At 55.9% G+C, this 22,299-nt stretch carries 25 protein-coding genes; 17 read left to right on the top strand and 8 right to left on the bottom strand.

Going from position 1 to position 22,299, the window contains the following annotated elements:
• Both ACR0E2_RS12225 and ACR0E2_RS12220 read left to right on the top strand, forming a co-directional pair.
• Complete coding sequence (locus ACR0E2_RS12225) at positions 1-1,761, top strand: sensor histidine kinase (protein WP_480446589.1); 1,761 nt, start codon at positions 1-3, stop codon at positions 1,759-1,761.
• Entirely contained in the window at positions 1,739-3,235 is a 1,497-nt protein-coding gene (locus ACR0E2_RS12220) for a phospholipase D family protein (protein ID WP_480446588.1), read from the top strand. The genes ACR0E2_RS12225 and ACR0E2_RS12220 overlap by 23 nt, the downstream gene beginning before the upstream one ends.
• On the opposite strand, the gene ACR0E2_RS12215 is transcribed toward ACR0E2_RS12220, so the two are convergent.
• From ACR0E2_RS12215 to ACR0E2_RS12200, 4 genes are read right to left on the bottom strand one after another with little or no spacing between them, the layout of a single operon-like run.
• The gene (locus ACR0E2_RS12215) at positions 3,232-4,233 is read right to left on the bottom strand and encodes an AI-2E family transporter (protein ID WP_480446587.1); all 1,002 of its coding nucleotides are present in this window, start codon (positions 4,231-4,233) and stop codon (positions 3,232-3,234) included. The genes ACR0E2_RS12220 and ACR0E2_RS12215 overlap by 4 nt on opposite strands.
• Positions 4,234-4,242: 9 nt before the next feature.
• Positions 4,243-5,004 (bottom strand): hypothetical protein, encoded by a 762-nt coding sequence (locus ACR0E2_RS12210; protein WP_480446586.1) that lies wholly within the window; start codon positions 5,002-5,004, stop codon positions 4,243-4,245.
• Positions 4,997-5,395: a phage holin family protein gene (locus ACR0E2_RS12205; RefSeq protein WP_171116901.1), complete on the bottom strand. Its 399-nt coding sequence runs from the start codon at positions 5,393-5,395 to the stop codon at positions 4,997-4,999. Before ACR0E2_RS12205 ends, ACR0E2_RS12210 begins: the two co-directional genes overlap by 8 nt.
• Positions 5,388-5,897: a hypothetical protein gene (locus tag ACR0E2_RS12200; RefSeq protein ID WP_480446585.1), complete on the bottom strand. Its 510-nt coding sequence runs from the start codon at positions 5,895-5,897 to the stop codon at positions 5,388-5,390. The genes ACR0E2_RS12205 and ACR0E2_RS12200 overlap by 8 nt, the downstream gene beginning before the upstream one ends.
• A gap of 212 nt (positions 5,898-6,109) precedes the next feature.
• Between ACR0E2_RS12200 and ACR0E2_RS12195 the strand changes: the two genes are divergently transcribed.
• From ACR0E2_RS12195 to ACR0E2_RS12185, 3 genes are all read left to right on the top strand, one after another.
• A complete protein-coding gene (locus ACR0E2_RS12195) occupies positions 6,110-6,307 on the top strand; it encodes a CsbD family protein (protein ID WP_093961665.1) in 198 nt (65 codons plus the stop codon).
• A 95-nt stretch (positions 6,308-6,402) separates the two neighbouring features.
• Complete coding sequence (locus ACR0E2_RS12190) at positions 6,403-7,023, top strand: PRC-barrel domain-containing protein (RefSeq protein WP_480446584.1); 621 nt, start codon at positions 6,403-6,405, stop codon at positions 7,021-7,023.
• Between the two features lie 154 nt (positions 7,024-7,177).
• The gene (locus ACR0E2_RS12185) at positions 7,178-7,747 is read left to right on the top strand and encodes a PRC-barrel domain-containing protein (RefSeq protein ID WP_480446583.1); all 570 of its coding nucleotides are present in this window, start codon (positions 7,178-7,180) and stop codon (positions 7,745-7,747) included.
• 87 nt (positions 7,748-7,834) lie between these two features.
• Here ACR0E2_RS12185 and ACR0E2_RS12180 read toward each other — a convergent pair whose 3' ends face one another.
• The gene (locus ACR0E2_RS12180) at positions 7,835-8,584 is read right to left on the bottom strand and encodes a Crp/Fnr family transcriptional regulator (protein WP_171172678.1); all 750 of its coding nucleotides are present in this window, start codon (positions 8,582-8,584) and stop codon (positions 7,835-7,837) included.
• A 63-nt stretch (positions 8,585-8,647) separates the two neighbouring features.
• On the opposite strand from ACR0E2_RS12180, the gene ACR0E2_RS12175 reads away from it, so the two are divergent.
• Positions 8,648-9,046 (top strand): hypothetical protein, encoded by a 399-nt coding sequence (locus tag ACR0E2_RS12175; protein ID WP_480446582.1) that lies wholly within the window; start codon positions 8,648-8,650, stop codon positions 9,044-9,046.
• Positions 9,047-9,139: 93 nt separating this feature from the next.
• On the opposite strand, the gene ACR0E2_RS12170 is transcribed toward ACR0E2_RS12175, so the two are convergent.
• Complete coding sequence (locus tag ACR0E2_RS12170; RefSeq protein WP_171172676.1) at positions 9,140-9,331, bottom strand: PLDc N-terminal domain-containing protein; 192 nt, start codon at positions 9,329-9,331, stop codon at positions 9,140-9,142.
• A 188-nt stretch (positions 9,332-9,519) separates the two neighbouring features.
• Between ACR0E2_RS12170 and ACR0E2_RS12165 the strand changes: the two genes are divergently transcribed.
• Complete coding sequence (locus ACR0E2_RS12165) at positions 9,520-10,374, top strand: formate/nitrite transporter family protein (protein ID WP_480446581.1); 855 nt, start codon at positions 9,520-9,522, stop codon at positions 10,372-10,374.
• Between the two features lie 166 nt (positions 10,375-10,540).
• Here the strand turns inward: ACR0E2_RS12165 and ACR0E2_RS12160 are convergent, their stop codons facing one another.
• Positions 10,541-10,825 (bottom strand): hypothetical protein, encoded by a 285-nt coding sequence (locus ACR0E2_RS12160; RefSeq protein ID WP_480446580.1) that lies wholly within the window; start codon positions 10,823-10,825, stop codon positions 10,541-10,543.
• Positions 10,826-10,948: 123 nt separating this feature from the next.
• Between ACR0E2_RS12160 and ACR0E2_RS12155 the strand changes: the two genes are divergently transcribed.
• The 10 genes from ACR0E2_RS12155 (at position 10,949) to ACR0E2_RS12110 (ending at position 19,299) form a co-directional block, all read left to right on the top strand.
• Positions 10,949-11,110, top strand: a complete 162-nt coding sequence (locus tag ACR0E2_RS12155; RefSeq protein WP_093961673.1) for a DUF1328 domain-containing protein — start codon at positions 10,949-10,951, stop codon at positions 11,108-11,110.
• 51 nt (positions 11,111-11,161) lie between these two features.
• On the top strand, positions 11,162-12,787 hold the full coding sequence (locus ACR0E2_RS12150) for an acetolactate synthase large subunit (RefSeq protein ID WP_480446579.1): 1,626 nt from the start codon (positions 11,162-11,164) through the stop codon (positions 12,785-12,787).
• A gap of 69 nt (positions 12,788-12,856) precedes the next feature.
• Positions 12,857-13,357, top strand: coding sequence for a Dps family protein (locus ACR0E2_RS12145; protein ID WP_480446578.1), 501 nt, complete (start codon positions 12,857-12,859; stop codon positions 13,355-13,357).
• 124 nt (positions 13,358-13,481) lie between these two features.
• Entirely contained in the window at positions 13,482-13,856 is a 375-nt protein-coding gene (locus ACR0E2_RS12140; RefSeq protein ID WP_480446577.1) for a YidH family protein, read from the top strand.
• Between the two features lie 649 nt (positions 13,857-14,505).
• Positions 14,506-15,690, top strand: a complete 1,185-nt coding sequence (locus ACR0E2_RS12135; RefSeq protein WP_480446576.1) for a tyrosine-type recombinase/integrase — start codon at positions 14,506-14,508, stop codon at positions 15,688-15,690.
• Between the two features lie 113 nt (positions 15,691-15,803).
• Positions 15,804-16,472: a hypothetical protein gene (locus ACR0E2_RS12130; RefSeq protein WP_480446575.1), complete on the top strand. Its 669-nt coding sequence runs from the start codon at positions 15,804-15,806 to the stop codon at positions 16,470-16,472.
• Between the two features lie 103 nt (positions 16,473-16,575).
• A complete protein-coding gene (locus tag ACR0E2_RS12125; protein WP_171616510.1) occupies positions 16,576-16,800 on the top strand; it encodes a helix-turn-helix transcriptional regulator in 225 nt (74 codons plus the stop codon).
• A 132-nt stretch (positions 16,801-16,932) separates the two neighbouring features.
• Positions 16,933-17,157: a hypothetical protein gene (locus ACR0E2_RS12120; protein WP_480446574.1), complete on the top strand. Its 225-nt coding sequence runs from the start codon at positions 16,933-16,935 to the stop codon at positions 17,155-17,157.
• A gap of 182 nt (positions 17,158-17,339) precedes the next feature.
• Positions 17,340-18,491 (top strand): hypothetical protein, encoded by a 1,152-nt coding sequence (locus ACR0E2_RS12115; protein WP_480446573.1) that lies wholly within the window; start codon positions 17,340-17,342, stop codon positions 18,489-18,491.
• A gap of 256 nt (positions 18,492-18,747) precedes the next feature.
• Complete coding sequence (locus ACR0E2_RS12110; RefSeq protein WP_480446572.1) at positions 18,748-19,299, top strand: lysozyme inhibitor LprI family protein; 552 nt, start codon at positions 18,748-18,750, stop codon at positions 19,297-19,299.
• 247 nt (positions 19,300-19,546) lie between these two features.
• Here the strand turns inward: ACR0E2_RS12110 and ACR0E2_RS12105 are convergent, their stop codons facing one another.
• Positions 19,547-22,009, bottom strand: a complete 2,463-nt coding sequence (locus tag ACR0E2_RS12105; protein WP_480446571.1) for a DUF4062 domain-containing protein — start codon at positions 22,007-22,009, stop codon at positions 19,547-19,549.
• Between the last annotated feature and the right edge of the window lie 290 nt (positions 22,010-22,299).

The raw sequence follows: 22,299 nt of genomic DNA, 5'->3' as shown, positions 1-22,299 counted from the left end.
ATGGATGCGGAACCGCGCAGCCTGACCGTCTATCTTGCCGCGCTGGTCACCTTGGCGCTTTTGCCTTTGGGGCTGATTGCGGTATTGCAGACACGCGCTGTGATTACCGAGGCCGACGAAAGATCTCGGGCCTCGGTTTTGGCGCGCACCATCGAAGCTGCCACCCGGGAACGGGAGCTTCTGCAGAAAGCTGTTGGTGCCAGTTCGGGACTTACCGCCGCGCTTTCGGCTGGAGGTATGGACAAAGCCGCTTGCTCGGGCCTTATGCGCAGGTTCGTCGAACGACAGCCCGAGTTTGTATTTGCCGGGTTTATACAGCCGAACGGTGTTATGGCTTGCTCAACCGTCGAACGGACCATCGAATTGTCGGACGCGCCCGGTTTCGGGCAGATCTCGGAAAATCCGCAGCTTACTTTTTCTGTCAGTCGTGCCGGGGCGGCGACAGGGCAATCAGTGATCATCGTAACCCAGCCGGTCATGAACAAGACCGAGCTTATGGGGTTCGTCTCCATCTCGATACCTCATGCGCTGGCGCGCACGCCCTTGGATGTTGGCAACATTGGTAGTGACGTGGTCATCGCCCTGTTCGACGCGACCGGAGAAGTGCTGTCATCAAATGTGGGCTTGGATGAGGTCAAACCATTCCTACCGCCCGCGAAAGAAAACCTGTTGGTTCTGTCCAGTTCCGGTAAAACATTTTCGGCTAAAACGGCCGACGGAGAGGATCGGGTTTTTGCAGTTGCCAGCATCATTCCGGGCGAAGTCGCCGTGATTGGCAGTTGGCCACGCGAGGCGGCGCTGGCCTCAGTCGGTGCAGGCAGCACTGCTTTGACCATTGCTTTTCCGATCCTGATGTGGGTGACCGGTCTGGGAGTTGCCTTGTGGGGCCTGCATCGATTGGTGATCCGGCATCTCGACAGCTTGCGTTCGGCCGTGCGTCGTTTCGCGTTGGGCGAGCGCGACCCAATTGAAAGCCTCGCAGGCGCCCCGCAGGAGTTTCAGCAAATACAGACTGCATTCAACCGCATGGTCTTGTTGATCCGCGAGGCTGAGGCGCAGCACGAACGCGACCTTGTCGAAAAAACGCTGTTGTTGCGCGAGGTACACCATCGCGTCAAAAACAATCTTCAACTGATCGCTTCGATCATGAACATGCATTTGCGCAAGGCCGAAACCACCGAGGCCCGGCGCTTGCTGGAACAGTTGCAGCGTCGGGTTCGCGGCCTGGCCATGGTGCACCAGAGCTTGAACCAGAACTCGCAGATGACGACGATCAACACCGAGGCACTGATCGGACATTTGGTCGCCGAACTGGCGCATCGACCGCCAATTCTGGGTCAGGTGGTCGAGGTTGACTGCCGGATCGCGCCTGTCGAACTGGGGCAGGATCAGGCAGTCACGCTGTCGATGCTGGTGGCCGAGGCGCTGACGAACGCGGTCAAATACGTAGGCGTTCCGCAGGACGGACCGCCGACAATTTCGGTGGAATTGACCCGACCCGAGGAGAGCAACCTGCATCTGAAAATCTCCAACACGCGCGGGCAGACGGACGACGGTGCGGATCTGTTTCACAGCGGCGGGATCGGTCAGCGGCTGATGCAGGCCTTCCTCCGCCAATTGGACGGTTCCGAAACCATAACCGAGACATCATCGCATTATGTGTATGAGGTGACGTTCGAAATCGCTGAATTAGAAGGGGATAGCGAACCACAGACCATTGCGGATGAGAGAGGCGGTGATGCCCGTGCCGCAGCAGAATGACTTTGAGGTCCTGATCACGGCCGAGCAAGCCTGGCCCGCCTTGGAAAAAGCGGTTCTGAAGGCCCGGCACCAGATCAAGGCAAGTTTTCGGATATTCGATTTCATGACACGGCTGCGCAGCGACGAGGCGCGCCAGATTGGGGAAACCTGGTTTGACCTGATCGAGCATGTCATTCGCAAGGGTGTAACGTTTCATTTGGTCATCAGCGATTTCGATCCGATCTTCGCGACCGAGTTGCACGAGCTGAGCTGGCGCACGAAACGGCAGGCGGTTGCGCTGGCGGAAATCCTGGGTCCAGAAATCGCCTCGCGCTTGACCGTTCGCGTGTCCATGCACCCGGCGCAGGCTGGCGCATTGCCGTGGGCCGCGCTGTTGCCGGCGGTTCTTCGGAAAAAGGCGCAGCGGATTCAGGAGCTGTCCCGCGAACGACGCGAACGGCAGGCAGTACGGCTGGGGTCGGACACGTTACCCCGGCTTCACACCGTGTCGCACCATCAGAAAGTCGCAGTGATCGACAATGAGATCTGCTACCTCGGCGGATTGGACTTGAACGAAAGGCGCTTTGACACACCGGATCACGATCGTCTGGCCAAAAACACCTGGTCAGACGTTCAATTGCTGGTCCGCGGACCCGAGGCCGCCGAGGCCGCGCGCCATATCGACCGGTTCGAACATGAAATCGCAACCGGACAACCGGTCCCACAGGCAACCCACCTGCGCCGCACCCTGTCCAGCCCGCGCCGGTTTGCATTCTGGCGGCTGTCGCCAAAGACCATCGCGCATGAGATCGAGGATGCGCACATAGCCGCCTTTCAAGCCGCGCGGCAACTTCTGCACATCGAGACCCAGTATTTCAGATCAACCCGGCTGGCCGAGGCCTTGGCTGACGCGGGCCATTCCAAGCAGGATCTGAAACTGGTACTTGTTTTACCAGCCTTGCCCGAGGAAGTGGCCTTTGGCGGCCATGACGGATTGGACGCGCAATACGGGTTGGACCTGCAGGCCAAATGCTTGGAGATCATTCAGCAGGGGTTCCAAGACCGGGTTTCGGTGTCGACCCCGGTCCAACCGATTCCGGCCAGTGGGGCCGATGCCAGCGCTGAAGTTCTGAGCGGGTCTCCGATCATTCACGTTCACAACAAAGTTCTGGTGGTGGATGACCATCATGCTTTGGTCGGGTCCGCCAACCTGAACGGACGGTCTTTGCGGTGGGACACAGAAGTCGCCCTTCGGGTCACCGACCGGCAGCGGGTCGCAGTTCTGCGGCAGGCCCTGGTGGATCATTGGTGGTTCTCGGATGATCTGAGCAAACCGATCGAGCCCGATGCCATGTTCGCGTGGTGGGGGCGAGAGGTACAGGCCAACGGCGTGCGGCGCCCCGAAGCGCGCAGCGGCTTCCTGGTTCCGCATGACGCCGACGTTGCGCGCGACATGCGGCAACCGCTTCCGGGGGTAACTGAAAACATCGTTTAGGTGGGCGCGACCGGGCTCATGACCTTGGGGTGCAACAATACGCCGAACCACAGCAGGATCGGGAGTGCGACGATGGCGCCGACCGGCCCCCACAGCCAAAGCCCAAAGATGATGGCAATGAACACGACCAACGGGTTCACCTGCAGACGTTGGCCGACGAAGGCGGGTGTTACGAATTGTGCTTCAGAAAGATTGATCGCCAGGAAAACCAGGGGGGGCAACAGGGCCGCGGCTCCACCGAACTGGGTTAAACCGGCGATCAGAAGGCCGGTCAGGATCATCAGCGGACCGAGATACAGCACATAGTTCAGAAGGCCGGCGGCCAGCCCCCAGATCACGGCGTCATTGATGCCGATCAGCCCCAAGGCCACAGCCGTTACCGTCCCGAGGCCGATATTGACCAACGTCACGGCAGCGAAATAGCGATAGACCGCGCGGTCGGCCAGATACAGCCGCTCCGTCAACGGGCCGGCTGCGGCATAGAGCTCGGGTCGGGTCAAAACGAAAAAGAACAGCGTGCCGATGAAAATCAGGATCTTTGATCCGAAATTGGGCGCCAGCCACAAGGCATCCATCACTGACGGAAGGGCGGACTCCGTTTCCGCTGCCCCATCGGCGCCGACGGTTTCTTCGATCTCGCGCCCAAGCGTTTCGATACCCCGAATGAACTCGGACATTGCGGCGACCCAAGAGCGCAACTCGCGTTTGATGGCGGGCAACTGTTCGACCAGCGTGGACAGCAACGGTTCAAGCAGAAGGAACGCCGCGACGATGACGGTGCTGGTCACGAACAGCAGTGCCGAAGCGGATATCACACGCGGGCAACCAACCCCCTCAAGCTTGTCGGCGAGTGGGGCGACCACGACCCCCAGAACCAACGCGAAGGTGATCGGCGCGACGATCGACCGGGCTAGGTACAAAGCGGTGATGATGGCGATCCCGGTCAGGATCGCCAGCATCGCACGCAAGGCCGATGGAGAGCTGAAAGCAGTGGGCATGGGCGCGCTTCACTGACTGCGCAAAGCGTCGGAGGCCCGATCAGCGGCCTCATCCAGCCGTGCGTTGGCCGCGGCATGCAGCTTGTCCAGTTCTTCGTTCAAAACCCGTTGGGCCTGTCGCATCAGCTGATCGCGCCGATGGCCCAGCAACTCGTCCTCTTTGCGGGTGTTGGGCAGCAGAGCGCCAGCCAGAATACCTACGCCCAGCGCTAATGCTCCGGCCGCCAGCGGCTGATCATGAACGAAGGTTTGCGAGGCCTTCGCCGCCTTCCGCGCACGCTTCTCGACCGCTTGCTGCGCACCGATTGCGGCCTTGCGCGCTTCGATCACACGGGCACGGGCCTGGGGTGAGAGCTTGTCCAGACCACGATCCAAGGCGGCGGACAGCACGCTGGCAGATTGGCTGTGTTCAGTCATTCCGGTCATCTCCTGTTTCATGCGGCTGTCGGCGTCGGCGACACGCCGATCAAAGCCGTCGAAGGCCTGCTGCGGAGGTACGGCCTGGCGCGGGGATTGGGTGCTTTTTGAGCCAGACCCTGGACCCGCAACCCAAAGGGCTGCTCCTGCACCGAGCAGAGCAAAGGCGGCCGGGTTTTTTTGAGCCGCGGACCAGAGTTGCGCACCGATCTGCCCGCCATAGGCTTCGAGCGTCGATTTCGCCTCGTCTGCCAGGCGCGGCGGTGCCAGCGTATCCGACAGAGCATTAAGCGAGCGTGCAAGAGCGCTGCGTTCGTATGCGATCTGCGTTTCAAGAGGTGTCAGGTCAGACATGGGTCGACTCCTTCATCGCTTCGATGTCGCGCTGCAGGTTTTTCATGGCTTGCTCGGGGACCAGCGCGGTGGCGGACAAGCGGGACCGGCCAAAAAGCGCCAGGCACCCAGCAACCAGTGCCAAGCCCGCGCCAACGAGCAACGAGGCCATACCCACCGAAAAACCATTGGCGGCGATATACGCGACCAAGGATGTCGCCATGAGGTTCAGTGCGATCATCAAAAGGATCAGAGCAACGCCAAGGCAGGCCAGCCCTAAGCCCGCTCGCGTCAGGTTTCGGGACAACTCCTCTTTGGCAAGCTTTACCTCAGCCTGAAGCAAACCCGACAGATGTTTGAGCGCGTTTGCCAAAAGCCCCGGTGCAGATCGCAGATCGTTGGGGTTATGCATCGCGGCCACCATTCATTCGCGCCAACGCGCTGGTGTGGCCCGAGGTATCGACCGAGGTACCATGCAGCAGCGACGGATCAATATCCCAAGGATCTGCACGAAAAGATGCGGATTGGGCCGCGCCCGTATTGCGCGCGCTCAGGAAACGGGCTGCAGCAAACCCGGCCAAGGCAGCCGATCCGACGAACAACAGCGGGTTTTCGCGGGCGAAATCAGACACCTTTCGGCTCATACTGGCCAAGTCGGCAGAGCGGACTTGCCCAGCCACAGCTTCCATGTTGTCCGCAATCCTCGACAAGACCTGATGCTGTACCGATTGGTCGGGAAATGCATCGGCAGCTGCGTCGGCTGCATGAGCGGCGCTCTCAACCTCCTGCGCTGCGCTGTCCTTCAGGGATTCGGCCCGGGCCGAGACCTCGGCGGTCACGGTGTCCTTGACCTTGCCGGTCAGATCCTGGGCATGGGCTTTTGCTTTCTCCGTGGTCTCGGTTCGACGTGGCATGGTTCGATCTCCTGTGTTGAGGTCTCGGTCCTTCAACGCATGGAAGACGAGATTGTTCCCAAGACCAGTTCGAACGCCACGGTGGACCCAGTTCGGTATCTGTTCGATCCCCCCTTTTTGCCGACCAATGAAGAAATATCGCCGGTGCCCGGAACCAGTTCGAGTTTGGTGCGTTTCACTGACAGCGACGAAGCAATCGAAAGGAATTTACGATGAACTGGGACCAAATTCTTGGACGCTGGACCGAATTCAAAGGCAAGCTGATCGAGCGTTTCGGCGATTTGACCGATGATGAGATCGAGCAAGCCCGCGGCGATCGCGAGCAACTGGAAGGCATCATCCAAAAGAAATACGGAGATTCGAAAGAAGACGTTCGGGAAATCGTGGATCGCCTGATGAAGGACATGTAGCCCAAAGGTGGATGCGCACATCGCGTGGGGTGGCATCAAATCGATGGCGCCCCACAGACTCTCAAGACCGATCCCAACAGGTAATCTCCGAGACTATGAAACTGTCTGACCTCATCAACACGCCCGTTGTCCCATCTGGAACCGACCACGCAATTGGTCGCGTTTCCGATATCGCCATTCGCGCTGGGCAGACCGAGTTGGAGTACGTCTTAGTCAATCTGAGCGTGGCCGGAGGGAATGACCCGGTGGCGTTCACCGCCGATTCGCTCGAATTTGGTGCAAGCGAGGTAGTGTGCACGTTATCCCATCACCAAGTGAATCATCTTCGACAGAGCGAAGGAGGCGAAGACCCCCTCGCAGTAGACATTAAAGGCCTGCCGCCCCTGGTCGTAGGGCCGTTCGGCAACGCGATTGCGCCGGTTGTGATGGGGGCGATCCTGAATGACGCTCTCCGCCAACGCCCCCAGCCCACGCCACCCGGAAGCAACTTCCGATGGTTTGCGAAGTTGCAGGGCAACCCCGTGTTTGACGCGACTGGTGAGTTGGGAAGGTTTATGGATATTGAGCTAGACCCAAACACCAAGGCTCTGCGATTTCTCTTGATCGACGGGCGACCAGATATCCTGAGTTTTCCGTTCGCTGAGTTACGCAATATTCCCGACGATGAACACTACATGGTTCTGTCCAGATCTTCCGATCCGCTGCACCCGGTCTGAGGGTCTGGCCACGGCTTGTCATACCGCGCAGATGCGCGGTTTTTTGTTTTAAAAACAGATATTTTTGCATTTTTCTGGGAACAAGTTCCGGCGTCATTCGTTTGTTCAACAAGACCGCGGGAAACGCGGTCAGAACAGACCAAAGGAGTGAGCTATGAAACGTTTTCTGACCACAACTTCGATCGTTCTGGTGATGTCGGCATCGGCCTATGCAGAGAGCTCGAATGTCGAAGAAGTCGGCAAGAACCTGGAAGAGGCAGCCGAGGCAGCCGGTGATGCGCTGTCCAATACCGCGCAGGATATCAAGAACGCTGCGCAGAACACGGCGGAAGACGTCGACCAGGCAGCCGAAGCAACCGGTGAGTACATCAGCGAAAAAGCCGGACAGATGGCTGATGCGGTTGATCCAACCACCATCGACATCGAGGGTTATGTCCCCGTTGCCCAGGGCACTATCCCGGCCGAAGATCTGACCGGCATGCGCGTCTATGACGTCTCGCAAGAGTGGATCGGCGAGATCGAAGAGGTCGTCGTCGACATGGACGGATCGGTCGATGGGGCCGTGATCGGCGTTGGCGGGTTCCTCGGCTTGGGGGAAAAGGATGTTCTGATCGATTTCTCGCGCGTGTCGCTGATGCGTGAAGTCAATGGTGACAACACCTATGCCTTCGTTCACGCTGACAAAGAGATGCTGAAGGGTATGCCGGCCTACGAAGGGTCGTAAAACGGCTCCTCAGTCGCAAAGCATGTGATCAAGCCGCCGGCCGATTTTTCGGTCGGCGGTTCTTTAATTCCTGTCCATCCGCCACGTTTAGATCAGCGGGCGCGGAACGGCTTCGGTGATTTCGACCAAGCCAAGCTCGGCTAGACCCTCAAGATCGTTAATCTGCAGCACATTGTTGGACCACTCGGCCAGACCGAGATCCTTCAGCCGACGCAGGGTCTTGTTCGTGTGAACCAGCGACAAGCCCAACGCATCCGCAAGATCCTGCTGCCGGTAGGGCAGCGGACACTGCAAGCCTTTGGCCAATCCGACAGCCTGCGACCTTGTGTAGAAGCGGTGCAGGCTCCACGCGATCTTCTCGATCGCGCCGCGCTGGCCGACGGTTGTCAGGGCGTCGCCCAGAAAATGCTCTTCGACCGCGGCCAGGAATGTCAGGTCAAAGGCGCGATCAGGCTGGTTCTGATATAACTCGAACAGCCGCGAGCGATTGAAAACGCACAGCCGCATCGCGGTTGTCGCTTCGACCGAGTGCCGCATCTCGCCCATGACGCCAGCCTGCAGCCCGACGAGATCGCCTGGAAGCACAAAGCCTATGACCTGCCTACGACCGTTTTCCAGCGTTTTGTAGCGAACGCCCATCCCGCTCAGGACCGTGAACAGATGCGCGGATTTCGCGCCCTCGATGAACAGTTGTGTTCCGGGTTCGGCCTGCATCTCGCCGGTTTTGAAACCCTGCATGAATCGCAGGTCGTCTTCCGAAAACGGCAGGAAGACGTCCATCTGCCTCAGCGGACAGTCAGCACATGCGATCAGAGAAATTTTTCGTTGCTGTGTCATAGTTTATTGCGGCGCTGCGGGATTGCCCTACGGTGGCATCGAACAGATTTTAGGATGGTATTTATGGAAGCCTCTTCCCGCAGCGTAGCAGATGTTTTGATTGTTACGGAAAACTTTATCGAAGCAGCGGACATCAGTGACGCCATCCCCGGAGTTTCGACCGATCGCATTGTCCATATCCGCGAGCTGCACGCGGGTGGGCATTTCTGGCAGGACCCCGAATTCGCCCCGGCCTTGAGCGTTCTGAGCTATCGCAGAAGTGAGACGTCATTTGACGCCGTCGCGCGGCTGTTGGCCGAGCGCGGCAGTGCACTGTTGCTGTTGGACCCGTCCCCCGAGGTGCAAGCGCAATTTGAATGTGCGGCACTGATACGGCCTTTTACTGCCGCAGATCTTGCCCGCAAGATCGCAGCCATTGATTTCAGTGGGAACGGCTTGAAGATCGGCGCTGATCCTGGGTGAACTGGCACAAGGCCCATTTCACCATCTATACAATTGACTCAAAAAAAGCGCGGCCGATGCCGCGCTTTTTTGTACCGACAATTTCCGCGCTGATCAGATCGCGCTGCGCGCTGCCTTCGGGCCAAAGATCAGCCAGCAGATGAAGCCGACGACCGGAAGCAACAGAACGAAAAGGACCCACAGGATTTTTGCACCGGTCGTCGCAGACGAGCCGATGATCGAAATAATGGCCCAGATCGACAAAACCAGGACGATCAGACCGCCAATGCCATATACTTCCACCATACCGAAGTTCCTTTCGAATTACTTGTCGTTGTTCCTACAAGGTCACAACGCGATAGGTGGCTAAAAGTTCCCGACAAAGATCTGGGTGTGATCCCAGTTCTCGCACGAGGCTTGAGGATTTTTTACGCCTGATGGAACCAAAACGACCGGCAGAACGTTGGGCTTGAAGGTCGATACAAGGGGTCAAAATGTTCAATACACACAACGCGCCGCGAGACGATCTTGTCGAGAAAGAGAGTGAGCGCGAAGCGGTCGAAGAAGCGTCCGGGCTGTCTCCGCGCCTGATATTCGAGACCATCCGCCAAAACGGTGAGGAGGAACTGGACCGCCCGACCAAAGCGTTGTTCTGGTCCGGGATTGCCGCTGGAGTGCTGATCAGCTTTTCGGTGCTGGGCGAAGCGATATTGCGGGCACATCTGCCCGAAACCAGCGGGCGCTTTCTGATCGAGAACCTGGGCTATTCCCTCGGCTTTGTCCTGGTCATCTTGGGGCGGATGCAGTTGTTTACCGAAAACACGATTACGACTGTCGTTCCAGCCATGATAAATCCGTCCGTTGCCTGCTTCACCAATACCGCCAGGCTGTGGGCAATCGTACTGGGTGCTAATGTGCTGGGGGCGTTTGCGATATCTGCCTTCCTGATCCACACGCCAGTGTTGTCACCTCAGCTCGTCTCGGTCATCAACGACCTGAGTCATCACGCCACCGGCATGGGCGCCTGGGATGGCTTTTTGCGCGGAATACCGGCGGGAATCCTGATTGCGGCGATCGTTTGGATGCTGCCATCGGCGCAGAACAACGAGGTGCTGGTCATCGTAATCTTCACTTGGATGATTGCGGCCGGTGACTTTACCCACGTCGTTGCCGGTTCGGTAGAAATGGCGGTTCTGATGCTTCAGGTGCAGTTGCCAGTAGGCGCAGCCGTTTTCAGCTTTTTCCTGCCCGTCCTCGCCGGCAACATCATCGGAGGAACTGCTGTCTTCACGATGCTGGCATACGCCCAGATCAAACCCGAAATAGAAGAAGACCCAAAGCGCGGTTGAGGCGCTTTGGGTCTTTGGGATGGCAGGTTGGCTGGCGTGGCAGTGACGAATAGAGGTGTCAGCGATTCCTGATGAAAAACCAGATCAGTAGACCGGCCAAACCCAAGCCGAGCATGGCCGGCAATACGTATTCGATACCCATATCGGTCGCGGTGTACCGCGTGTTCTAACCGCGGTCCGCCTTGCGCAACGCGAGGCCCAGCAGGACACCCACGCCCAACGCTCCGACCATAGCCAGACCCGGGTTCTCGCGCACAAATGCGGCACTTTTCTCGGATGTCTGTGTCAGCTGCTTTTGCGCCTCGTCGCGCGCCGTTTTCAACGTGTCGCGCGTTGCGGTTACGCCATCTTCCAAGGCTGATTTGGCCTCCTTGGCCACTTCGTCGATCCGCGCCGCCATTTCCGCATGCGGAGTGTCCTGAGGGGCCTTTTTCGCCGTTTTCTGTGTCATGTCAGATCTCCTTTCATCGACCCAACGCGGGCGCTCGCCAAAGGTTCCACCAAAATGATCCGGAACCAATCTGGGGTTCCAAGCGTTGACCCGCCAGTAGTCACAGAAATGAAAGGAAATCCCATGTTGTCCTGGGCGCTGATCTTTTTCGCACTTGCAATCGTTGCTGGCATCTTCGGGTTTGGCGGCATCGCGTCGGCCTCGGCCGGTATCGCACAGATCCTTTTCGTGATCTTTCTGGTCCTGTTCATCGGTTCGCTAATCTTGCGGCTGATCCGTGGGTAAGCCCCCGCGCATCCGCACTCCCTGAAACAGTACCCCGAGGTTCAAAGCCCTATGAAAGATGCCGTCCATACCCAAACCGCTGCCGAATTGCTGATTGCCTGCCTGGAAGCCAACGGCGTGACCTGTGCATTCGGTGTTCCGGGTGAGGAAACAACCGATCTGATCGCCGCATTCGACAAGTCGAGCATCGACTTCGTCCTGTGCCGGCACGAGCAGTCGGCGGCGTTCATGGCATCGGTTCACGGTCGATTGACGGGGAACCCGGCGGTATGCCTCTCGACACTTGGACCTGGAGCGACCAATCTTGTCACCGGTGTGGCGGATGCCACGCTTGACCATGTGCCGCTGATCGCCCTCACGGGGCAGGGTGCGCGGTCCAGGCTGGGCCGCGAAAGCCATCAGATCATCGATCTCGAAGCGCTTTTCGCGCCAGTCACCAAGTTGAGCCGAACGCTGATGGTCGCGGATGAAATCCCCCAAGTCGTGGCCGAGGCCGTGCGATTGAGCAAGCTCGACAAACCCGGAGCCGTCCATCTTTCCCTGCCCGAGGATCTGGCCGAGGTCCCGATTCTGGCCGAACCTTTCGTGGCGCCGCCGCCAGCCGAGGTGCGACCGGCGGCAGATGCGGTCATCCGTTCCGCGCGCCTGCTGGCTGATGCGAAAAAGCCCTTGATCCTTGCAGGACACGGGGTGATCCGATCCGGCACCGCAAGCGACGTTCGGGAACTTGCGGAAAGCCTGTCGGCCCCGGTCGTCACGACGTTCATGGCCAAAGGCGTTCTGCCTCCGGGACACCCGCTCTCGCTGCATTCGATCGGTCAGCCGGGCAAAGAATTGGCATCAGAAGCCTTCGACCTGTGCGACCTGATCATTGCCATCGGGTTTGACCCGGTTGAATATCCACCCTCGAACATCTCGATCGGCGGTAAGAAGCCGGTTCTCGAGATCTCGGATGTGGCCTCGACTGTTGATGTGGACTGGCCGGTAAAGGCCGCTCTGACCGGGGACCTTCCGCACTGCATTGACGTTCTGGCCAAGGCCTCGGCCGAACGTCCCGCGCAAAGCTGGTTCAAAGGTCTCCAGCGGAGGATTGACGCCTCGCTGGAAGGTGTAGCAACAGCTTCCGATGCCGCCTGTGTCGCGCCGTCGAACATTTGTCAGGCGATTTCCGAAACGCTTCGCGAAAGCGACGTTCTGTTGTCTGGCGTGGGCCTGCACAAACTTTGGGTCGCCAGCAAGGTTCAAGCACGCCGAGCGGGGCAAATCATCATTCCGAACGGCTTGGCCGGTATGGGCCTTGCGCTGCCTGGAGCGATCGAGGCTGCCCGTCTGTTGGACGAGGGTCGGGTGATCGCCGTTTGCGGTGATGGGGACTTCCTGATGAATGTTCAGGAGATGGAGACGGCGGCCCGGTTGTGCGTGCCCGTGACTGTTCTGGTCTGGGAAGACAACGGCTATGGTCTGATCGACGAAAAACAGCCTGGTGCGCGCGAGTTTTGCTTCGGCAACCCCGATTGGGAGTCTCTGGCCCGATCCTTTGGCTGGATCTACCAAGATATCGAAAGTCTCGGCAATCTTGCTCCTGCGCTGCAGGCGGCGGCTGACGTCGCCATTCCAACCCTGCTGCGGGTGTCGGTCGACTATTCGGCTGATGGCGGGATGCCCACCGTCAACTGATTTTTCCGCCGAAAGTGGAACCAAATCCGGTTTTGGGCGTTTCTTCCCCAGTAGAAAAAAGGAGTTGTCATGACCGACGCATTGAACGTTGTCCCGAACGAAAACCCCGTTTCCACTGGCGTGCGCGACACCGCGCCTTTGGCCAAAGGTCTGGCTGATGTTCTGGCCGACACCTACCGGCTGACCTTCAAGACACATGCGTATCACTGGAACGTGGAAGGCCCTCTGTTCTATTCGATCCACAAGCTGACCGAAGAACAGTACGAAAACATGTTCGCCGCCGCTGATGAGATCGCGGAACGCATCCGCGCGCTGGGACACCTGGCGCCCTCGCGCATGTCCGACATCCTGGATTTCTCGGCCATCAAGGATCGCGAAGGGGACCTGTCCGCCGCCGACATGATCGAAGATCTGGCTGCTGATCACGAGCGGGTGGCGCACCGCCTGCACACCCTGACCGAGCTTGCAGGAAGCCGCAAAGACGTCGTGACTGAAGATCTGGCGACCGAACGTTCGGCATTTCATGAGCAGGCAGCTTGGATGCTGCGGGCGATCTCGAAATCAAGCTGACGCGGTGACCGGGCGCGTGTGTCGTTTTGCGACCCAACTGTGCGCGTTTAAGGTCTTGGGCAGGCTTGCCGAAAAACCGGCAAGCCTGCACATTCCGATCTGGTGACTAGTCCAAAGGGCGGCAATGTCTGAAAAAAACACGAAAAGCCAAAACTTGGCCGAGGAGCGGACCGACTGGGCCGAAGACCGCACCATTTTGGCAAATGAGCGCACATTTGCGGGATGGATGAGAACCGGAATGGCATGCGTGGCCATCGCCCTTGGCCTTAAGGCCGTATTTTCCGCCGTCGAACCCGAGTGGCTGGCGAAGGCTGCAGCCACCCTTTTTGTGTTGATCTCGCTGCTAATCTACTGTGGAGCGTGGATGAACGCCCGCCGCGTGTATTCCCGATTGGAAGCGCACAGCGCCCAACCGGCATCTCGCTTCCACTTGCAATTGGTTGTTGGAAGCCTGTCCCTCGGATCAATCGCATGTTGCCTTGTGTTGTGGCTTGTCTAAGCGGGCTTGCGCCGACATCGCCTTCCAGCCAGTCAAGACCGGACTCCTGAATCTCGTGTCGATCGCGGACTAGGCGTCGTACAGGGCTCTGAGCTGACATTCCAACGACATGACGCATGTTGACTTGTGTGTCGAGGCCCGGAACGAGGCCATCATTGCACATAGCCCGCCCGCGCAAATCAATAAACACTCGCCGATGAAAGCTGGTCAGCGTTTTTGACGAAAGATGATGCAGACGCACCTCCTTTGAAGAAATGCTTAAAAAACCTGACATCAGCTAGGCTGGCTACGGGTTTGAACTAGGGTTAGAAATCAGCGGAATTTGTCCCCCATAAGTCCCCCATTCAAAGCAGATGTTCTTGCTGAGCAAGTAGCAACACAATCGCTACAGCGCATAACACATTATTTTAACTTAGAAAAAAGTGGTAAGCCGTGCAGGATTCGAACCTGCGACCCACTGATTAAAAGAACGGCCAGAGCCATTTCGCTGTATTTCTCCGGATTTCGCCACATTGACAAAAATGAAGCGAAAACAATTATTTACGTTGACCTTCGTTGCGCCTTGAATTCATGAATTACTCCAGAATTCGCCGCCAATTGCTTCCGTATAGCTTCCGGAAGCAGGCCGGAAGCAAGGAGTGTTCTGGATATGTTCAAATTGACCAAACGCGCAGTTGAGGGGCTTGCCGTTGAGGCAAAGGACTACCTTGTCTGGGATCGGGTCATGCGCGGTTTTGGGCTGCGGGTCTATCCGTCCGGCAAAAAGACCTATCTGGTTCAGTACCGAGCCGGTCGCCGGACGCGACGGATCACTATCGGCCAGCATGGCGTTCTGACGGCTGAGGAAGCACGGACACATGCCAAGCAGCTTCTGGGCGACGTTGCGCGCGGATCAGACCCATCTGCCGAAAAGCAGGCCAAGCGGCGCGCACCGACCGTTGCCGGGCTGTGTGACCGGTTCCTTGAGGAATATGTCGACCAGCATTGTAAGCCGACCACAGCCCGCGATTATCACAGCGTCATTCGCCGATTCATCCGGCCCAAACTTGGACCTATCCCAATTGCCGAAGTAACCCGTGCCGACGTGGTGGCTTTTCATCACGGTTTGCGCGAGACACCGTATCAAGCCAACCGGGCGGCGGCGATGTTGTCGAAGCTGTTTAATCTGGCCGAGGATTGGGGATTGCGGCAACCCGGATCGAACCCCGCCCGTCGGATCAAGAAATTCCGCGAAGAAGAAAAGAAACGCTATCTGTCAGACGCGGAACAGATACGGCTTGGCGAAGTGCTGGCCGAGGCGCTGGAAGACGGCACAGAGACCGTCTACGTGGTGTCGGCCCTGCTACTGCTGATTTACACCGGATGCCGCCTCAGCGAGATTCTGACCCTGCGCTGGGACTATGTAACGTCGCACCATCTGGAATTGCCGGACAGCAAGACCGGACGCCGCCGCATTCCCCTGCCAAGGGAAGCCTATGACATCCTGATGGAATTGCCCCGGCAACCGGGGAACCCCTATGTAATATTAGGGGAGTCAGATGATGGCCCATTGAACAACCTGCAAAAGCCGTGGCGGCGCATACGTAAGACGGCAGGGTTGGAGGATGTCCGCATTCACGACCTGCGACATACATATGCCTCGGTCGCCATGAAAGACGGGATCGATCCGTTCACTCTCAAAGAGATTATGGGTCACAAGAACCTGACCACAACACTGCGCTATGCTCACCTAGCGGATGATGCTGTTCAGCGCGCTGCTGGGTCTGTCGCCGCAAGATTGGCACGCGCGGTTCGCAAGGATGTACGGGCCGCCCCTCTGAGGGTTGTTCAATAACGTTACCTTACATAGGGACAATGGCAAAGAATTGGGCGCCCTACATATAGGTTACGTTACATAGGGCACCACACAGCAACCATAAGATTGATATCAATACAGGCTCCGGACAAATGCTGGATAACCAGAACAAAAAACTTGAATTAGACTTCGAACACATGTGGAGCCAGATGCAACTCCCTTTGCCTGTCGCGGAAGGGTTTGCTGCCGACATTGAATGGATTGCACAGCACTACCGCCCCAACGATCGTCGGATGTCACAACTTCCTGCGAAAGAGCGTAAGGCGATTTACAGCAAGCTCGACAAGACCATCGGCTCTCTGCTGGCTCAGCTTTCAAACCTGCCTCCGTCCATTCAATGGGAAATTGAAGAGGTAGGAATGGCGAATGAGCCGGAAGACTATTTTGAGAACGCCATTGGTGCTGACCACGAAGGGCTGGACTACGGAGAGTATTTGATTGACGTCCTGAAAGGGAAACTCCCCGAGATAGCGTTCCTGATCCAAGAAGGGCTGGACCATCACAAACGCCCACGCGCCCGCCCTAAACAAAACGAAAGCTTGGAAGATACAATCCAACAGCTTGCAAAAGTGTTCCAACACTACACCGGACGCAATCCAGTGAAGACCTATCGCTATGACGAACTGGACGAAGAACAACCTTACAAGAGCGACTTCTTTAGTTTCATGTATGCGTTTTTCTGGATCGATCAGAATCACAAATTCCCGACGTCCCACACCCTCGGAAACGCGACGTTGCGCGTGTTTGGCCTTAAAAAATAGGGGATGTCATAAATGGACAAATTTTGAGCCATATATGACATTAGATTGAGACGGACCTACGCTGCATATTGGCTGCAATGAAACGATATGCAGCGAGGCTACAATGCAAGCACAGATTGACCCTGACTACTTCGACCGGCTCATCGACGAGAAAGAAGCCGCCAACTATCTCTGTTATTCCGTACGCGCATTACAGAATTGGCGCGTTCGAGGCGGTGGGCCTATGTTTGTAAAGGTCTCTGGTCGGTCTGTCCGTTACACGCGCAGTGACTTGCAAAAATGGATCGCTGAAAAGCGCGTCGCCAATACCAGCGCCGCACCTTCCTGACATTTGAGTTTTGCCCGTTCAGAGTTGGCAGCGCTGAGCGGGATTTGGGGCCGGATGGCTCTCAGGGGCGCGGGGTGTCGCCACCCCGCGCCTTTTCTGTATCTGCCAAATGGTTCAAACTAGGAGCTCACCATGACACAGCAACCAGCCTTCAAATTCAAAATCGGACTTATTACCGCAACGATCTGGGACAACGACGGTTTCTTTTCCGTCGATGTTTCCCGGTCCTACAAGAACGGGGAAGGTGACTGGCGCACCACCAGCGCGTTTTCTCACAATGACCTTCTGAACGTCGCCAAATGCGTTGAACGTGCAGAGAACTGGATTTCGCGCAAGCAGGCAGCAGCCAGCCAATGATTTCCGCCGGGCGTCCAGCCCGGCCCCAAAACAATAGCTGCCCCGCCGGAGGCACTATCGAAGGGCGCTTTAGCGCCCGCCCCTTTTCCCAACCTCAACCAAATCGCGCGGCATTCGCCGAAGGAGGGGGGTGATTGTAGCACCCCCCTCTGGAAATACCGGAACCCAAGGAGAGCCCAAAAATGCAAGTTGTTCATCGTGGATTCGACACTATCGCACTTTCGATTCAGGCGAATATCTCTCAAGATTTGTTCGACTTGCTGAACACTGAACGGGAAAGAGCCGAAGAAGAGCGGCACCCCGTTCCTTTCAGCTACGGCGGCGCAGACTTTGACTTGTTGCCCCATGGTGGCAACGGGTATCGCTTTATCCTCAAAGGTGGGCCTTTGGATGTGCATTGGTCCTTTAAGAAACCAAATGCGCGCGACCCTTGGGGTATTCGGATATCGGTCGGTTCAACTCTTCTAGCGACACAAGGGCTCGGATATGCTCGATCCTACATAGACAAGACCCTAACTAGACTAGGAATCCGCTTTGAGTCGCATCAGGTCAGTATCAGCCGTGCGGATTTCTGCGTCGATATCCTCGCGCCGGAGTTCGAACTTGTTCCCGAAAACTTCGTCATTCACAGCCACACCAACCGCGCTGACTATCTTACCGCTCAAGATGACATGCGCAGCAACGGTAAATCTGGTCACTTCACATCTGTCACGGTTGGCAAAATGCCGGGACGGCAGGTCATCATCTATGACAAACGTCGCGAAGTGATTCATAAGAAAAAGCCGATCTGGTGGGATATCTGGAACACCAACCTTGATCGGGAAGGTTTACCCCCATTAGACTCTTCTGATGCGTCTCAGAGCCGTGTTTGGCGGATTGAGATACGCGCGGGGAAAGACTTGCTCAAGGATCGTTGGCAGATCAGGACGTGGCCTCAGTTCGACGCTATGTTCGGTGATGTCATTTCCGAGGCCTTGCAGAAGATACGCTACTGTGAGCCTGATCCTGATGACAGCAATCGCGCCCGGTGGTCCAATCATGAAATTTGGGACTTGGTTTCCGGATCGTCGGAGGACGACTTGCAGGAAATGCGCAGCCACATCGATGCGACCAACATTAAGCACGTACACCGAAACGAGCAGATACGTCTGATAATGACACAGATTACGGGCCTTGGAATCACGCTGGCCGCGCTGGAAAATACTCAAGAAAGTGATTTGAGTGATTTCATGGAAAAAGTTGGAGGCAGGCTCGCAGACAACATAAATACTGATCCTGAGCGCGCCGCAAACAAGCTGAATGAAGCCAAGAACCGTTACCGGTTTTTTGCGTAAACCACTGACAAATATTCACCTCTTTTGTGACGTATCCATTTGGGCAGTTTGAACCCCCTAACGGAACCTTCGCCTCCACGTTTTACTTTTCTTACGCAGAGAGCCGTGATGCGGGTGGAGCGGGTACGCGCCTCGCATCGATCAACCACAAGAAGTGCTTGACGGCAGAGTCCCGTCCGACCATTTTCCCATCAAACAGCAACCCACGTGGGGAATGCTGGGTCAATCTCAAGCGACAAATTGTAAGGAAACACATATGCTTAAACGGATACTGGCTATTGGGTTTACGATTATGGGAACCGGTGCGCATGCCTATGACTCGGAGGCAGCCGTCGCCGAATACGACAAATCCTATCTTAAGGTTGAGGAGTGTTTTGAAAGCGATTCAATTAATCGCGAAGCATGTGTCATATCGGGCATTCAAGAGTGCGTGAAAGACTTGGAGGAAGTTCTCGAAAGCAAAGGTCTCTACATACCTGGAGGAGCCGCAGTGTCCCCTCACGAGTATTGTAACTACATCGGTTTGGAACGAGCGGACGAACATCTGAACGCTGTTTATCAACGCATAATGAATCAAGGACCACTGGGTTCTCAGGACGAAGCGGGGATAGACGAGGAAGGGGTAGCCGATCTGCGCGCTGCTCAGCGCCTCTGGCTTCAGTTCGCGAATAAAATGTGTTCCGAAGACAATATTGTCGGTTGGCATAAGGGGGGCTCGGGCTGGAGCGCGGTATTGGCTGAATGCACCACGCGCCTTTCAATCCAGCAAGCTGAAAACTTGGATCGCTTCTTTACCATTGGTAACTAAGGTTGGCGGTCCATGAGTGGGTTTAATTAGATCCCGAACACTGAGGCTTATTCCTTAGGCATGTAGCGAAGAACTAGCCGCCGAATGTGCCTGCAGCATCGGCGGCAGCTTCGAGCCCATAGCGGCCGTTAGTCATGCCGACTATCTCGTTCTTGCAACAGGCCACGAAACGCGTAAACCGGACGTTTGAATGGAGTTTCAAAGATCGCGGTTATCTTGCTCGAAACGCTTGAAACGCTTACCTAAATTAGCGGCGAGCTAACTCCTGTGACGCAATAGACTTGACTGTATCGCGAGGCATGCTTGCACCTAAGTCCAGCCAATGAATACTATTGTAGTATCGATAGCCATCATGTTCGGTGTAGAGTTTAAGGAGGGATTTAAGGCGTGCCTTTGAAAGGAATTGTGCGCACTTTAGCGCCACAACGGCACGACATTCATCGTCGTCGTGGTCAAGCAACTTAAGAAGAAAATCATCGTTCATTGAGGTTATGTCTTTCTTCTTAAGTTGCTTCAACAACTCTCGACGTAACAACAGCTCCATATCCTCCGCTAGAAGATCCGCAAGGCGATCCTTTCCAATCGAAAGCATCGCAGCTGCTTTACGTGGGATTGCTTTTGGGGAACCAATGGAGAAAAGGCTAAGGGTTGGCGGTTGATACTCATTAATTGCCTTAACACGGGCCAGGTCAGACCAGTCGCCGAATTTGCCTAAGAACTCTATTGCGGACTCCGACATATTTACTTCGTGAACGTCCAAAACACGCCGAACTAGCTCTAGGTCTTGTTTTTGCTTGATGCCGCACAGAGCCTCCAACGCAGCTGTCACAAGGCGCTTACGAAGGAAAGGGATAAGCTTTTTTGATCCTTTGAAAGTTTCATTTTCGCCGCCTAGAATTTCTTCAAGCTTGCTTAGGCGCGCATCAAAGTAGTGCTCATACCCATCTTGCAAATCCTGGCGCATCGCTTGTTTCATCTTGGTTGGGTGTTCGCGAAACAGAACCAAGGCGACTTCGTCGTCGAATATTCCGCTTTCATCGTAGTTCTTCCGCAGTTCTCGGAAGTCCTTGTTTGCGAGAATAGCTAGTTTGTACCGGTCCAGATGCTCGTTGTCCGTTTCTGTGTCTAAGAAGAGCGATCCAAGCCCTTGTTTCTTTTTCGTTATTGAGAGAGCTTTCTTTGCCAAACTATCTTCTAATGGGAAGCCTGCATCATGCAGCGCAAGTGCTGCGTAGTACCTGACGGTGTAGTCCGGATCGCTTAGGAGTGTTCCCGCTAGCTCCTTTTGTAGAGCATTACGATCATGCAGTGTGGCTGTTGCTCGCTGACGTATGGTTCCCGAGGGTGATCCCGCGCACTGAATCAAAAATTCCGTGGTCAAAGAGGTGGGATTTTTGAACAACTCGTCCGCCGTTTTTTCATCGACTTCGTCTACGGCTAATTCGAGTGCCCGAGATAATGCCTTGTTGACACCGGATCTAGCTTCAAGCTTGATAATGAAGTCACCAAGCTTTGCTTGATGCTGAAACGTGCTGTTGTGATACAGTTCTTCAAGCAACGGGATGTCGTCTCGTGTGGCATGGTTTTCTAGGTACCCGAGCGCTTCTGCAAATACGTCGTGATTAGCATCTTCGCTCAGCCAACGTTTGATGACAGCTTTTCGACCAAAGGCTTTCCCAGTTTCAGGAAGCTCCACGCCCAATAGAGAAATCAACCGAATCGTATTCGCTTGTTTTGCCTCGTCGGCGATTGTTGCCCTGAAAACTAAGGTGTCTCGACCATTGAACTCTTCAAAATAGCGCGCAACCCAATACCACAACGGTATGTTTTGGCTGCTAAATCCCGCGATCCCGCAGTCTAGTAAGCCTCGGACCTCCTCTGGACCGAGCTTTAGGCTACTTCGATACCTAAAGAGGAGGTTCGCATCGTGGGCACCCAATATTATCTCGTCGTTGCCGGTCCGGTGAAGTGTTGACGCCACAAGCCGCAAGCGCGCAGCTTCGACCGCACTGGTTTCTTCCCAACCAGCATGCCGTTGCGCGATGTTTTCAAGGAAGAGTCTGGCGGGTTCCGAAAAAAGGTGGTTTTTTTGGCTATCTTCCTCAGGCATAGACTTAGCTGGGGCCTGTGGTGTTTCCGTTTTGGCTTTGCGTGTTGATTTGGCTTGTCGTTTTTCGAACTCCGCCCATCCGATTGAGCTCAGTCTTGCTCGAATTAACGTTTCAAACGCAGCCTCATCGGGATATTCTTTGTAGAGTGCATCTTTTTTTGAGAAGCAATCTTCCTTGAACTCTAAGACACGCTGTAACGAGACGCCTGGATCGCGCAACCTATCAGGCGGTATCGCTTTGAAGTACACCGTCATATTTTGCATTTTGCCGGACTTCACATGCTCCTTGGCCCGCTCAAACTCTTCTTCAAATCCCGAAGTGAAGCGAGAGTCGCCGGTTGCTGTTGGCGAGCCCCAATGATCGAACATTACGCCGATAAAGTACTCACACCGATCCAAATCTTGGTTGATCAGAGTCTGGGGGCGACCGCGCCCAGGTAGTGTTTCTTCCCATCCAACTGGATCTATCATGCAGCCCCAGTGACGAGAATGATCTCTATTTAACTCGTCAACAACATCGCGAAATGTTGAGCGCTCCCTTTCAAGACCACTTGGGGAACCGATGAAAACTGGTATTAATTGGATATTGCCGTCCGACACGTCAACTCTGCTCTGAAATTTGGGTTATCGCTAAGAATATTATGTGTTTCCAAAGGTTAAGGTGCAAAGCGATGTTTGCAAAGATCAGTTTTAGGCTTTTGACCGCATTTCCAACGTAGTCATACCATTACAGAGGCTGGTCTCGGCGCATTACTGCAATTGATGATAACCAGTGCCGTAGCTGCAGCGAAAGTCCGCAAGGTGGCCGACCTGCTCAAGTCCTGCTTGAGTTTGTCCGGGGCATTGCACACCCGTGTCCAAAAGCTTCCGCCGCGCGATACCATTGTGAT

The organism is Ruegeria sp. A4, from assembly GCF_056543025.1.
This window is presented reverse-complemented; position numbering and strand designations above follow the sequence as displayed.